Raw genomic sequence first — 14,519 nt, 5'->3', positions numbered from 1 at the left:
TTTAGTTGATTGTTATGTGATTAACATCAAATATAAGGCTTTGTTTTGAAAAGCGACGGCTAAAGGTTATCTGGTTTAAACCCAATTTGTTTTCTAGGCTCGGCTTGCTTATCAATGAGCTTATCTAAGTAGCTAAAAACGAGTTCGATGTTCTTATCGTGATTTTGTAAGTGCTTTTTGATATTAGCAATTTCTAGTTTAAGCTCGGTATGCTCGCTCAATAAATTTCTTAGCCGCGTAAATATTCTAACGATTTGAATATTCACCTGTACCGCTTGCGGACTGTTGAGTATACTTGAAAGCATGAGTACGCCGTGTTCTGTGAAGACAAAAGGAAGTTTTCTTCTTCCGCCCCAACTTGAAGTCGCAATTTGCGACTTCAAGTTTTGCCATTCGTCGTCCGTTAGTTGAAACATAAAGTCTTCTGAAAATCTATCAAGATTTCTACGGATTTGCTCGTTTAGTCTTTTCGTTTCAACACCGTAAAGTTCCGCTAAATCACTATCTAGCATTACTTTTTGATTTCTAATCTCGTAAATTTTGTTAACTACAATATCATCTGATATGGAAGTAAATAGTTGTTTGGCTGTCATAGGTAAACCAAATATACAGATGTTTTGGCATTGGAAGTCACAATTTGTGACCTCCATTTAAACTTTGAGTTCGCAATTTGCGACCTCAAAATTACTCCCCTCGAAGATCGTCAATTCTCTGTTGCGCCCTAATTCCGACACGGGTATCTTGTATCTGATCTGCTACTGTAATTTCCATATCGCGGTCTTTGTCAGACAGGTGCATTTGAACTTTGTCCGCATTCTCAACTGCATGATCGTAAGAGCCTCTAGCACTCATCAGTTTTACGAAAACAGGCAAACACTCAAAGAAAATAAATAGCAGGCCTATAAAAGTAACTGCCATGGCGGTGTTAAAATCTTTTGAACCATCTGGGTTGAAACTCAATTGACCCAAAGCCCAGTTTCTATCAGCAAAACCAGCAATGTTGGCCAAGCTATCGAGCTGTTTGGAAGTGAAAAGTTTTTCGCTCATCAGTCCATCAAACTGTTTGCGGCCATCCACAAATTTTTCCATCTGCCTTACGTCGGCATTAAGCGTATCTAAATTTTGTTCGCGTTGTTTAAGCTCGGCTTCTTTTCGTTTTGCGTAAGGTCCATAACCCATTACGCCAGAAGTTTCTGTGGTTTTGTTACCGAAAATCTCGTAATTCAGTTTTTGTCTATCGCTTTTAATTGCTGCAGCAAGCGAGTCTCGTTGCGCTTTTAAATCGTTCAGCTTTCCAATTTCGATGGTGTATTTCTTATCGAAGGCTTTATTCAGTGTGTCTATTTTAGAGCGCTGTCCGTTCAGGTAACTTACTTTCAGTTTCTCTTTAATCTCTTTATCGAAAATCTTTAGCTCTAATGGCCGCGAGATCACAATACCGATCATAACGGCTAGTAAAATTCTCGGCGTTGCCTGCAAAAGTTGTTTTTTGCTACTTGCATTTTTGTCTAAGCTGCCAACAATGTAGCGGTCCATGTTGAAGATGGCCAATCCCCAGATTAGACCGAAGAATATAGCAAATAGCCAAGCAAAATCTCCACCCTTAAAAACGAAATACATAGCATAACCACCAGATAACGCCGCAAATAGGCCCGTAAAGAAAATGGTAGCGCCTATACCTATGTATTTATTATGGTCGGTTGGGTGTTTTTCTAGCGTTTCTACATGAGCGCCAGAGCAAAACCAAAGGAAGCGAGAAATGCTGTTCATTGTTAACCAGATTAAAATATCTATAGTTAAACGACCAAGCACCTCAAATGTTACAGTGGCGTAGGTTAAATATTTATCTACGTATATTTTGGTATATCAAAATCCCCAATTAACGGTATAAATCTACGGTGGTTCCCCAGCATCTTTGAGAAACTAGAAGAAGTAATGTTTAAAGGAAACTTTTTATTAAAGCAACTCCTGAAAAATCATACAATCAGAACCTTAAACAAATTATTCAAAATATAATTATGAAGACAAGAACATACTTAGCAAAGTTAGCCCTAGTTGTGCTTTTTGCTTTTTGCGTACAGGGTGTATTAGCGCAGAACCCAGACTTTACCTATAAATTAGGTGGGAAAATAACCTATAGGAAACTAACCGATGCGGGAGTTTTGGTAGTTGCCAACGGCGATGGCTTGGTTGGTATAAAGCCAGGAGCAAGTGAGCCGCATTTTAACTTTAAGGATTACGGAAGAGTAAAGCCAGATGAGTTAGAATTTGTTCCGATGTCGCCTTATTTGGTGGTTAGTCAAGGAGGTTTTATGACAGCGAAAAAATCGGTTATCGACTTTGTTTCGGGAAAAAAGATGTTTGGTACAGAAGAGAATGGTTGGAAGCTTACTAACAGATGTGATGTAATGCTGCCTCAAAATAAACTAGTTGTGTTGGGCTCTAGGAAAAGTGGTGCAATGGCCGTTGGACTGTATGATTTGGCAACAGGAAAAGAGGAAGGTTTGGTAGAGTTGAACGATCCTAAAAAAGTAGGTTTTGCATCTGCTATACCGCAGTTTTCTGGCCGGCCAGCCATTATAGGCGATGGTTTAATTGTACCAACTACCAAAAACCTCATGCAAATTGATGTGAAATCTGGAAAAACGGCCTGGACCACAAAGGTAGATGATATTACTTGGTTGACAGCAGACGCGACTGGCAACGAAATTTACGCTTTCGAACAAACTCAAGGTGGCGATACCAAAATCTATAAAGTTAAAAACGACGGCACTATCCTTTGGGAGAAAGGTGTTAAAGTTAAGGGAAAAGTTTCTAGGTTCGAGATTTTGCCGCAAGGCTTGGCTATTGTTAGTGATGTAGATAATTCTGGTAAAAGTGGGCTAGCAAAATTAGCTTCGGCAGCTTCCGAGTCGAAAATTGGTTTTCTAAATGCAAAAGATGGATCTGACTTGTGGGAAAAAGCGCCAAAAACCAAAGGATATGTTCAGCATTTTTATGTAATGAGCGATGGTATTTTGTTTGGTATACAAGAGGGAGGTATTAATAAGATTTCTTTTGATGGCACAACCTTGTTTAAAAAGCCTTTAAAAACGGGAGAAAATATCCATACCATGGCATTAACGCCAAAAGGTTTGATTTACATTACCGATACAGATGCGGACATCATCAATCTATCATCGGGAGAATCTATTTGGAACAAGCCCATCAAATATAAAAAAGCCAGCGCCGTTGCAAGTACTTACGATGCTAGAAATAAGAGATATTTGATCAGTACAGGCGAAGAGATGGTAGCTATTAATGAAACTTCGGGAGATATTTCTACTTTGGCAAAATATAAGTTCGAAGAGAAGGAAGTTCCGGGAACATTAAAAGTAAGAGATGGTGGTTTGCTACTTACTTCAGATCAAAATGTGATGATGTTGAACTTTGACGGATCTAAGAAATTCCATGAGTATTACAGATCGCCAGGCAAAAGTACAGCCGGAGGCATTTTAGCGGGAGTTATGGGGGTAGCCTCTATGGCTATGTCATCGGCGGCAGCTTACCAAGGGGGGCGATATGGTACTTACGCAGGTAGTAATATGTTAAATAGCTATGGCGAGCAAATGAAAGTTTACCAAGAAGGTTTTGCCAATATTGCTTCGGCATCTTTTGCAGAGATGAACAAGCGCTTTAAGGCTACATCGGCCACAGAGAATTATCAGTTTATACTCACTAAATTAGAGGATGGGGTAGGTTTGGCGAAAGTAAGCAAAGACACAGGTAAAAAAGATAAAGAAATTGTTCTTAAAGATAAGAAGCCTGAGTACGAGGTAGATGAATTTGGTGGTTTCTTATATTACCAGAAAGATGGTTCTACACTTTATGCTTTCGATCTTAAGAAATAAAAAAAATTAAGGTTAACAAAATTTCGATGCGTGCGTGGTATTTGTAAATTCGGTTGCAGTTTTGTCTGCAGCCGTTTTTTTGTGTAAGATGCCTTCGGTACATTGCAAATCGAGTATAAGAAAAGTAAAAATACCGTTGGAAGATTGCACCTAAATTAATTATTGTCGTAATTCGTATCTTTGATAAAAACACATAAACATGAAGGAAGTTACAGTACAAGATCTTAAACAAAAAATAGACAATAACGAGCCTTTTCAATTAATTGATGTTAGGGAGACTTTCGAGTACGAAACCTCTAACCTTGATGGTTTAAATATCCCTTTGGGCGGTATTTTAATTGAAGCTGATAAAATTGATAGAGATAAGCCCGTAATTGTACAGTGCCGTAGCGGTAAACGTAGTGCTGCTGCCATTATGCAGTTAGAGCAAGTACATGGTTTTGATAATTTGCACAATTTAAAAGGCGGTATATTAGCTTGGCAAGAAGCTTATGATCCGAATATGCCGGTATACTAAATTTTAAATGAGAAAATGACTAGATGATTGAATGAAGCACTTTATCATCTAGTCATTTTCTCATTTAATCATTCAAAAAGATGAAGAAAAAGATATTCCTAAATGCCTTCTACAATTTGGCAATGATACTTTGTATTATTGGTGCATTTTGGGCATACGAAAATAAAAGTCCGCTAATTTCTATTTTCTTAGTAGCGGTATTGGCCGCTTTCCTGTTCTTTAAAGTTAAATTGATAAAAGAACTAAATAGGGAATTTAGACAAGGTCCTCCGAAAAAATAAAACCAAAGCCATCGAATTTTTGATGGCTTTTTGTTTTGTATAAGAAAAAGGAGCAATTTTAATGTTGCCCAACCAACTCCAGGTAAAGTTTCGCTGAACGGATATAGCCAACTGCTGTTTTAAGTCCTTTTTCATCTCCATTTTCAAATACTTCTGAGGCTAAGGTAACCATATCTTTAAGAGGCACTCTAAAAATGAGGCTTAATTCATATAGCCTTTGAATATCTACGCTTACCCTGCCATTTTCTATATTGGCTATTGTTTCTGTAGTAACATTTAACTTTTCAGCCACAAATTCTTGAGTATAACTAAGGTGCTTCCTAAAAGCCTTAATTACTTTTCCAGTTGCTTTTTTCATTTTTTCACAGATAGGTAAATCTAAAATAAGAGATTTTAAGATTGTTTGGCCATTGTACCCTAAATATTTTATAGGGTAGTTTTTTTGGAATAAATGTTTTTGGGAAATACATTTGAATGTTTAGAAACTGTTTTAATTTCTAGGAGCAAAAATGCGTAGGCGGATGAGGACACCAGCCTATAGACTACGGCTGAAGGTTGGTGTGCTTGAACTTGTTCCTGTTTATCGAAAAACTCAACCTGTAAGATAAAAATGTCATTTTTAAACAGTTTCTTAAATACAACTATCTAAAAAATATTGCATAACCAAATACCTATGAAAAGCAAAACTTTAAAAATTGTTCTGTTAGTAATAATTGTATTAATTATTTTAACATTAGCATTAAATATAGAGGAAATAATAACTGGCTTTAAAGCCGGCTGGAAAGAAAGCTAGGTATTTGGCTATTAATTAAGAAAGGGAACTGATTTAAGTCAGTATAAAAGGCCTAAACCAGTCTGTAAATGTATCATGTTACCCGAATAAATCCTCTCTAATTCCCTTCAATCCCAAACCTGGTAAATCGTTTAAAATGTATTTTCCATTTTCAAAAGTAGGTTGCTCAAAAGGATTGTTCACGGTTAAGAAAGGCCCATCTAAATCTGCCCAATCGCAAAGAGGCGCTAAATGAACTCCAGCTAAAGTAGCAATAGAAGTTTCGCTCATACAGCCAATTAAAACCTTCATTCCTAGCTTACGAGCTTTCAAAATAGTTTGATGCCCTTCGTACATTCCAGTACTCTTCATTAGCTTAATGTTAATTCCGTGATAAGCGCCTTTTAGTCCATCTAAATCTTTCAGGCGTTGCATCGCCTCGTCTGCTAATAGTGGAATTGGACTGCGTTCGGTTAGCCAAGCATTACCTTCCAAATCGTTTTTATCCATGGGTTGCTCAATTAAAACTACACCTTGGTGGTGCAGCCAGTAGATCAAATCAATGGCTTTAGCCCTATCATTCCAGCCTTGGTTGGCATCTACATATAAAGGTACATTGGTAACACTGCGGATAGTTTCAATAATTTCTTTATCGTTATCCCTACCAAGCTTCACCTTAATCACCTTAAAATCTTTTGCATCTTCTAGCTTTTTACGCAAAACTTCGGGTGCGTCAATACCAATGGTAAAAGAAGTTACCGGCATTTTAGCTGGGTCGGCACCGTAAATTTCATAGCAAGGTTTGTTCTGGAGTTGACCGTTTAAATCATTTAGCGCAATATCGATAGCAGCTTTAATGGCAGGGTTTCCTGTAGCAAGACTATCCAAATATTCAATGATGGCAGCAAAATCGAAGGGGAACTGAAAACGGCTCCAATCCACTTTTTTCAGAAAAGCATGTGCGGTTTCATAGCTCTCGCCCATGTAAGGTACCATGCTGGCCTCTCCATAGCCTGTTTTACCTTGGTAATCAACTTTTAAAAGCAGTAAAGGCGTACTGGTTCTGGTAAATTTTGCGATCGAAAAAGCATGCTTCAATTCTAAATCAAACTCCTTGCAACTAATTTTCATTTTATATCGTCTAAATCATTAAAAGGTTAATAGCCTTGCGCTATATTTGCAAAAACGCTCTTACGCTGTCACGCTAAATTTTACGGCCATGAATACGATTTCAAGATTACGGTATTTTCTTTATTTATCCATACTTTTTGTTGGATGTACCACAGGAAAAAATGCACTACAAAAAGGAGATTACGATGCTGCGGTTTCTAAAGCTGTAGACCGTTTGAGAAGTTCGCCACAAAATAAGGAGGCAATGCAAGTTTTGCCAGTTGCTTTTGATATGGCACTTAAAACGCATTTAAGAAAAATTGATGAAGCCAAAGTTTCCGCTGATGCCTTAAAATGGGAAAGCATCTTGTATCGATACCAACGAATTAATCAACTAAGTGATGAGGTAAACGCCTGCCCAAGCTGTTTAACCTTAGTGCCAAATCCACCTAAATATGTAAAGGAATTTGAAGATTCTAAATATCAAGCCGCCGAAGCCCGTTATTTACTGGGCGAAAGAGCGCTGAGGGAAAATAATCGTCAAAGTGCAAAAGTTGCGTACAACCACTTTCTTAAAGCCGAGAGTTTGTATCCATCTTTAAGAGGCGTTAAAGAAAAGATAGAAGACGCTTATTGGGCGGCAGTTTTAAAAGTGGTGGTTCAGCCGGCCATCATTAATAGCAATACTTATAGATTAAGTAACGATTATTTTCAGCAACAAATTAGCAACTATTTAGCTACTTACAGAGGGAATACCTTTGTGCGCTTTTATTCCGAGCAAGAAGCCAATAAACAAAAAGTAAGAGCCGATCAGTTGGTAGAACTACATTTCGATGATTTTATTGTTGGTCAGACTTATGTGAAAGAACGTGTAGAAAAATTGCAGAAAGACAGCGTGGTAATTGGCGAGAACAGGCGTGGTAAAATTTACGGAACGGTGAAAGCTACCTACAGCGTTTTCGAGAAGCAGGTTTCTTCGTCTGGTCTATTAAATGTGGCTATAGTTGATCTGAACACCAATAAACTTTTACAAAATAGGAAATTGCCAGGTACTTATGTTTGGGTAGATAGTTGGGCATCTTTTAGGGGCGATGAAAGAGCTCTGAATAACCAACAGTACGCCTTAACCAGAAAACGTGAGGTTATGCCGCCGCCACCCGGAAACTTGTTTGTAGAGTTTACCAAGCCCATTTATGCGCAGTTGGTAGATAATATTACTGCTTTTTATAGTAGATATTAATCAGGAAATAATCAATTCTCAATTTCAAACTATTTAGAATTTGAAAAGCAGAGTTCGCAGCTACAATTAGTGGCAGCCCTGCTTTTGCTGCTATCTTTTTGCGTTCCGTTTGCCGTCATTTCGAACGTATGTGAGAAATCTAAGAAGAGACGCATCAAACTAACAGATTTCTCCTCGTACCTCGTCGAAATGACGTAACAAAAAGTATATCCGCGGCAATCAGGTTTAGATAACCAAAGTTTGTGCACAGAGCAAAAATCCCCTTATATCTGCGGTTAAATCTGCGACAATCTGCGGGTAAGTAAATACAATATGACAATTAAACAATTCCTACAATCTTAATTATCACTAATATTGTAGAAATGAACCATAGTCTTTACAATCCCTTCAAAACGTTCGATTTTAGAAACGACAGATGTTTTCTAAGTGGAAATCAAACATCGCCATTGGCTATTCGAGTATTGCCAGATTGGTTGCTAAACATGGCCAACCTCACTGGCGATGAAGCTATAAAGCTATTGGACGAGAGTATTAGAAGCTACAAAAGCTTGGTAGTTCCGGCCAGTGCAGAAATGTATACCGAAGCTATTTTGCCATTGGAGCAAAAAATTGAAGCTGCATTTGAGCAAGGTTACAAAGGGGTGTCGGCTTTGTCTGAAGTAGAGTTGTTTCAATGGATCGGTAAATTGATGTACAGCTTTTTGTATATCGAAATGCAGGGTGCTATTCGTTTAAATCAATTAAGTGGGGATGGCATGAACATGTCGCAAGGTTTGATGCACAAATTCGGCAACCTTCATTTAATGTTGCAAGGTATTTTTAGAGAAGTAGAGTTTGAGGAGTTTACGCCTTGGTCTATTGTAGTTGTTCCGCTAGAAAATGCTGAAACTGGATTTAGTTTCAGAGATGAAATCAACACCCTAATTTTCTCTTTAAAGTTTAAGGATTTCGGTATCGTAGCTTGTTTGCAAGACAACGGCACCAACAAAAGATACCATCAACAGCTGTTAGATTTCATCAAAGACAAACCATTAACCGATCAACAGTTTGAAGAATTGGCAGCCCGTTTCTTTTATTCTGCTTATTTGTTCAACCGCTTGCCAGAATATAATGTAATCGAAGCAAACGGTGTGGCCTACATTGATCCGATGCCGCTGCGTGGTATCCAAAATAAGCCTCTTTTTGATGAATGGCAGCACAAAACCTACGGACAAGTGCTAGAAAACTTTTGGAAACCCTATGAATTGACTTTGTTCGAAATTATTAAAGACCCAAAAGCACCAATGAGCTTTTTTGAGCAGCCTTTTTTACCTGCCACCAATTAGGTACTGAATCCCTAATGTAAGTTTTTCAATAAAACTAGGGATAATGTTGGGAACAAAGATGACAGTGAATACTAGTCCGGTTAAAGCTCCAAAAAAGTGTGCGTCGTGTCCAATATTATCTTGTCCTTTTTTAGCCATGTACCAAGAATAATATAAATAAAGCACTGCAAACAAAATAGCAGGCATCGGAATAAACATCACTAATAAAAGTGTAGTTGGCTCGAACAAAATATAACTAAACAGTACAGCGCTTATTGCTCCCGAAGCTCCCAAACTATGGTAACCATAATTTTCTTTGTGCTTAATTAACGAAGGAATATCACTTAAAATTAGACCTAAAAAATAGAGTAGGCCAAATTGCCAATGTCCAATCATTACTTCTAGCCTAAAGGCAAAGAAATAAAAAGTAAACATATTAAAGAGCAAGTGCATCCAGTTTGCATGTATCAGTCCGCTTGTAATAAATGTATAAATTCTATAGCCTTTACTTACCGAGTAGGGATGGAATATGAAGTTGCTTAGTAACTGCGGATTGTTGAAAGCGTAAATACTGGTAATTAAAGTAAAAACGAAAATGATTGACGCTACAGGCATAGCATTCCAATATTCTAGTAACATATTTATTAATGTTTTTCGAGTTAAATTTATCGTCATTGTGAGGAACGAAGCAATGACGAAAATGGTTATTTTATATCTAGTTTAATTTCTTTTACCAACCTCCCAATTGGATACCGCATAAAAGTTGGCTCAAAATAATCAGAATTTTTGTAAATGAACTCTAATTGTGCATAAGCACTTTTTGCAAGTTCTGGGTTTTTGGTTTTCTCTTGCTCTAATTTCTCTTTTAAGGATGGATTTTTCTTTAGCAATTCGGCAGCAGTGTCCTCAAAAATGTAAGATGAGAAATGTTCCTTCTGGCCCAAGATCGAATCAAAGAAATTCCAATTGAAAAACGAATCTGGAGCTTGTGGTTCTAGGGTTTCTACAATGTAGCGGTTTGTACTTTGGTTAACGTAAATTACATAATCGCCAGCATAAAAATTAATGGTTTGCGTTTTCGGTTCTACCTTAACTGCCGAATGCAGATAATGCCCCTCAAACGGTCGTTGTGCAGTTTTCATGTCAGCGATATAATACATTTCCGTTTCAAGTTTCACATCGCTTTTCAGCTCGCTTACCTTTACATTGTTCAGTTTAAGCAACTTGATCACTTTATCCCAAGCTTTGGGAATAATGTACGCAATTGGTTTTTCAACGGTTAAGGCAGGTTCAAAGTTGTTCCATTGTTTGATGGTTTTGGTATAAGGTTCGTTACGGTCGTAATAAAGGCGCTCCAATCCGCTTACTTCGCTTGGTTTGTATTTTGCAGCATATCCCTTAAACTCAATTTCATCAAACTTATCTCGGTTCAATTTCCAATCTAAAGTAAAAGTCTTTTGTTTCGCTATCGTTTCGTCCGCTTTCTTCTTGTTTTCTCCAATAATTTTAGCATCTCTTTCAACAATGTTGATATAAGTTTGCAACAGCTTATAAGTTGATTCTACCCGCTTGTCGTAAGGTTTTAACATGTGGGTTTCGGGCATAAAGCCGATGGTGTTGTGCAAGGCAGCATAGCCTGTGCTATATCTCGGGCTTTCCATAAAACCACTAATACCGTTATCAGGAATTTCCTTAACCGAATTTACATAAGGGATCAATTCAAATCCTTTTGTTTTCATTTCAGCATATAGATAGGGCAGCATTGTATTCGTCAAATAGCCAGATAAAATAGGATCTAGCTTGTCCTTTTGCGTAGGGATTAAAGTCATGGTGTACTGGTAATCTGCCCCATTACTGGTATGTGTATCTATAAAAATCTCTGGCTGCCAAGTATTGAAGATCTCTTGAAAAGCAGCTGAGTTTTTAGAATCTGTTTTGATGAAATCGCGGTTGAGGTCGTAGTTTTTGCTGTTGCCTCTAAAACCATAAGCCAACGGCCCATTTTGGTTAGCTCTTGATGTGCTTGTTCGGTTAAAGCTACCATCAATATTATAAACAGGAATAATGCAGATCACCATGTTTTCAGGGAGATTTTTTTGCTGCAGTAAATCTCTTGCTAACATCATACTGGCGTCAATACCTTCTGGTTCGCCGGGATGAATACCATTGTTAATGAGCAGTACTCGTTTGTCTGCAGTTTTAATTTTAGCAGGTTCAAACAGCCCATCTTTGCTAAGTATCAATAAATGTAGCGGTTTGCCGAAGTCGGTTTGTCCGTAAGTTAACAGCTTAGCCTGACTGGGGTAGTTCTTCGCTAATTGTTGATAATGAGCAATTGCCTCGTTGTAAGTTGCGGTAGCCGTTTTATTGCTTTTTTCGTAGGGAGTAAGTTGCGCAAAAGCACTCATGTGGGTAAAAGCAAAAGTTAGTAATAGAAATATCCTCATCAGTTAATGATTTGAATATAAAAATAGCTTTTGTTTTTAGAAGAAATGGATTGTATCCTAAATTTTGGAAAGATTATCTGATTGATTTCCCAGTTAATCCTCTAGGACCAAAAGTGTACTTAAAGCCTATAGACAAGAAGTTGTAGATATCTGGTGCACTACCAACGTTCCTGCGGATAGTTTTTGTATCATCGTAACCGTCTAATCCTTCGCCAAAAGTCCAGTTTGCTTGGTAGTTGATGTTAAAGATGTATCTGATATCGCCCCATCCATCAGGAAAATAGAAATCTATACCAACATTGATGGGAACAATAAGGCCAGAACTTACATCTTTACCTGGGAAGGTGTAAGGATTTCCATCTGGGTTAATCTTCGATCTAACAATTTCATTCATATTGTTTTTGATCATTCCAACTCCTGTACCTAAATAGAAGCCTTTGGTATAGTTTAAAAAATCGCTGTAATAGAAATCGGTAAACTCTCCAGCTCTAAACTTAGCATTCACCATAAAAGCTTGGTAAGCATTGGTAAATTCTCTTTGGTGTCCAGTGTTTCTATCGCCGCCTTTTAGCAAGCCCATTTGCGCTTCTATGCCTGCGGTAATAAATGGTGTAAAGTGGTAGTCAAGATTAACAGCACCTCCAAAAGCGGGCTTGCCTTTTACATCGGCAAAGGTGTAATTACCCCCAGCACTGCCGCCTAAACTTAATCTATAAAAATTTGATTGACCAAATGCCGTAACCGTAAAGAATATCAGTATTAGAGCTAAGTAACGTTTTTTCAAGTTGTTATAAATTAAGTGCTTGCTATACAAAAGTATAATCTTTATTCAAAAAAATAAACAATATCTTTGAATTTATGCAAAATATTAAAATTGATGGTATTTCTTTGGCCGAGAGGTTTATGAAATATGTAAAAATAGATACACAGTCTGACGCATCTTCACCAACTACTCCCTCAACATCTAAACAGAAAAACTTAGGAAAGATATTGGTTGAAGAATTATTAGCAATTGGCATAAATGATGCTCATTTGGATGAGTACGGTTATGTTTACGCTACAATTTCTGCCACTACAGAAAAAAAAGTTCCAGTAATTTGTTTCTGCTCGCATATGGATACTTCTCCAGATAGTAGTGGAGAAAACGTAAAACCAATTGTTCATAAAAACTATCAAGGTGAGGATTTGGTATTGCCAGATGATAATAATATTGTCTTAAGGCTTTCAGAGCATAAGGATTTAAAAAACCAAATTGGCAATGATATCATCACTGCTAGTGGCTTAACATTATTAGGAGCGGACAATAAAGCAGGTGTTGCAGAGATTATGGAAGCTGCAGCTTATTTAGTTCAAAATCCTCAAATTAAACATGGTACCATTAAGATTTTATTTACACCCGATGAAGAAATTGGTAGGGGAGTAGATAAAGCTGATTTGAAGAAATTAGGCGCTGAGTTTGCTTATACCATCGATGGTGAAACTTTAGGTTCGATAGAAGATGAAACGTTTTCTGCCGATGGTGCTAAATTGGTTGTTAACGGCGTAAGTGCTCATCCTGGTTTTGCTAAAGGAAAGATGGAAAGTGCCATCAAGATCTTAGCAGATATCATCAGTGCTTTACCAAAAGATAGGTTAAGCGCAGAAAGTACTTCGCAAAAAGAAGGTTTTATTCACCCAGTGGGGATGACTGGAACTGCTGAGCAGGCAGAAGCTAGTTTTATTCTTCGCGATTTTGATAATGATTTATTAAAAGCTCACGGTGAAACTTTAGAGGGTGTTGTTAAAGAAGTGATGAAAGCTTATCCAAAATCTAGCTATACGCTGACCATTAAAGAGCAATACCGTAACATGAAAGAGGTGCTAGACAAATATCCTCAAATTATGGCCAACGGCATTGAGGCTTTAAAAAGAGCAGGTCTTAATCCGATTACACGTAGCATTAGGGGTGGTACCGATGGTTCTCGTCTATCGTTTATGGGCTTGCCTTGTCCGAATATTTTTACTGGCGGACATGCATTTCATGGTAAGCAGGAGTGGGTAGCTATCCAAGATATGGTAAAATCCGTGGAGACTATTGTGCACTTAGCGCAGGTTTGGGAAGAAAGAGCATAACTCCTAAATCCCCTAAAGGGGACTTTGCTGGGCGCAATATATATTCCCCCTTTAGGGGATTTAGGGGTGAGTAAGTTGCGCCAAATACTGGTCATTTTCATCTACATAAACAATCTTGCAATTCCAACCATGTTGCTTGCTTAAACGTTGCAGCGTGGTTGGGTCTATGTAAAGCCAATTAAACCAATTTCCTTTTTCCTTTTTATATTCATAGCAGTAGCTGATTTCGCCAAAATATTGATCAGTTGGCATTGGCATATCGTCATACAAATAGGAAATATCAGAGCTGTCAAAAAGCAATTGACCGTTTGGATTTAATATTTGTTTGGCGCTTTCCAAAAAATCTTCAAAACCTTGTAAAGTTCCAGTAAGCCCAATACCATTCATCAAAAACAACATGGTGTCGTACTTTTTCTTTACCTGAAAGAAATCTTGTAATTGAGGATTTTTAACGCCGCGTTCCTGCATAATTTGAACTGCAATTGGCGAAATGTCTATGGCAGTTACATCAATCTTTTTTTTGTCTAGCAGTAACGCATGACTACCAACACCAGCGCCAACATCAAGTACTTTGCCTTTGCAAAGCCCAAGTGCTTTAAGTTCAATCTCTGGCATATCATCTTCGCTCCGAAAGAAAACCTCAATTGGCATTTCTTCTGGTTCACCGTAAGAGTTGTGCAGCCATAAAATATCGGCTTTGCCGGTCTGGTGAAAATCTAAAAGGGCGTTTCCGTAAATATCCATGTTTCAAAGATACGGAAACGCCCTTATACAAGTCGTCATTGCGAGGCATAGTTTATCCCGATAATTCGGGAAAGCAATCTATTCAATCGCGTCGCAATGACG

General features: G+C 37.8%; 14 protein-coding genes. 6 read left to right on the top strand and 8 right to left on the bottom strand.

The annotated features are described in order from the left end of the window. Positions 1-59: 59 nt before the first annotated feature. Positions 60-593, bottom strand: a complete 534-nt coding sequence (locus tag REI64_RS03420) for an ORF6N domain-containing protein (protein WP_308848692.1) — start codon at positions 591-593, stop codon at positions 60-62. Between the two features lie 91 nt (positions 594-684). Beyond that, complete coding sequence (locus REI64_RS03415; RefSeq protein WP_308848691.1) at positions 685-1,770, bottom strand: DUF4407 domain-containing protein; 1,086 nt, start codon at positions 1,768-1,770, stop codon at positions 685-687. A 248-nt stretch (positions 1,771-2,018) separates the two neighbouring features. On the opposite strand from REI64_RS03415, the gene REI64_RS03410 reads away from it, so the two are divergent. From REI64_RS03410 to REI64_RS03400, 3 genes are all read left to right on the top strand, one after another. Next, positions 2,019-3,890, top strand: coding sequence for a PQQ-binding-like beta-propeller repeat protein (locus REI64_RS03410; RefSeq protein WP_308848690.1), 1,872 nt, complete (start codon positions 2,019-2,021; stop codon positions 3,888-3,890). Positions 3,891-4,089: 199 nt separating this feature from the next. Next, a complete protein-coding gene (locus REI64_RS03405; protein WP_308848689.1) occupies positions 4,090-4,407 on the top strand; it encodes a rhodanese-like domain-containing protein in 318 nt (105 codons plus the stop codon). A gap of 80 nt (positions 4,408-4,487) precedes the next feature. After that, the gene (locus REI64_RS03400) at positions 4,488-4,688 is read left to right on the top strand and encodes a DUF6358 family protein (RefSeq protein WP_308848688.1); all 201 of its coding nucleotides are present in this window, start codon (positions 4,488-4,490) and stop codon (positions 4,686-4,688) included. A 58-nt stretch (positions 4,689-4,746) separates the two neighbouring features. Here REI64_RS03400 and REI64_RS03395 read toward each other — a convergent pair whose 3' ends face one another. Next, positions 4,747-5,046 (bottom strand): helix-turn-helix transcriptional regulator, encoded by a 300-nt coding sequence (locus REI64_RS03395; protein ID WP_308848687.1) that lies wholly within the window; start codon positions 5,044-5,046, stop codon positions 4,747-4,749. Between the two features lie 513 nt (positions 5,047-5,559). Further along, positions 5,560-6,591: a dipeptide epimerase gene (locus tag REI64_RS03390; protein WP_308848686.1), complete on the bottom strand. Its 1,032-nt coding sequence runs from the start codon at positions 6,589-6,591 to the stop codon at positions 5,560-5,562. An 88-nt stretch (positions 6,592-6,679) separates the two neighbouring features. On the opposite strand from REI64_RS03390, the gene REI64_RS03385 reads away from it, so the two are divergent. After that, on the top strand, positions 6,680-7,810 hold the full coding sequence (locus REI64_RS03385) for a hypothetical protein (RefSeq protein ID WP_308848685.1): 1,131 nt from the start codon (positions 6,680-6,682) through the stop codon (positions 7,808-7,810). Positions 7,811-8,172: 362 nt separating this feature from the next. Further along, positions 8,173-9,135, top strand: coding sequence for a hypothetical protein (locus REI64_RS03380; protein WP_308848684.1), 963 nt, complete (start codon positions 8,173-8,175; stop codon positions 9,133-9,135). Here the strand turns inward: REI64_RS03380 and REI64_RS03375 are convergent. The 3 genes from REI64_RS03375 to REI64_RS03365 form a co-directional block, all read right to left on the bottom strand. Then, positions 9,118-9,753 (bottom strand): rhomboid family intramembrane serine protease, encoded by a 636-nt coding sequence (locus REI64_RS03375; RefSeq protein ID WP_308848683.1) that lies wholly within the window; start codon positions 9,751-9,753, stop codon positions 9,118-9,120. The two genes, REI64_RS03380 and REI64_RS03375, sit on opposite strands and share 18 nt — an antisense overlap. A 65-nt stretch (positions 9,754-9,818) precedes the next feature. Next, the gene (locus tag REI64_RS03370) at positions 9,819-11,561 is read right to left on the bottom strand and encodes a M14 family metallopeptidase (protein ID WP_308848682.1); all 1,743 of its coding nucleotides are present in this window, start codon (positions 11,559-11,561) and stop codon (positions 9,819-9,821) included. 73 nt (positions 11,562-11,634) lie between these two features. Continuing rightward, the gene (locus REI64_RS03365; protein WP_308848681.1) at positions 11,635-12,345 is read right to left on the bottom strand and encodes a hypothetical protein; all 711 of its coding nucleotides are present in this window, start codon (positions 12,343-12,345) and stop codon (positions 11,635-11,637) included. 74 nt (positions 12,346-12,419) lie between these two features. On the opposite strand from REI64_RS03365, the gene pepT reads away from it, so the two are divergent. Then, complete coding sequence (pepT, locus tag REI64_RS03360) at positions 12,420-13,673, top strand: peptidase T (RefSeq protein ID WP_308848680.1); 1,254 nt, start codon at positions 12,420-12,422, stop codon at positions 13,671-13,673. A 60-nt stretch (positions 13,674-13,733) separates the two neighbouring features. Here pepT and REI64_RS03355 read toward each other — a convergent pair whose 3' ends face one another. Next, complete coding sequence (locus tag REI64_RS03355) at positions 13,734-14,417, bottom strand: methyltransferase domain-containing protein (RefSeq protein ID WP_308848679.1); 684 nt, start codon at positions 14,415-14,417, stop codon at positions 13,734-13,736. Positions 14,418-14,519: the final 102 nt, after the last annotated feature.

Origin of the sequence: Pedobacter sp. (genome assembly GCF_031119335.1) — a bacterium.
GTDB lineage: Bacteria > Bacteroidota > Bacteroidia > Sphingobacteriales > Sphingobacteriaceae > Pedobacter.
This window is presented reverse-complemented; position numbering and strand designations above follow the sequence as displayed.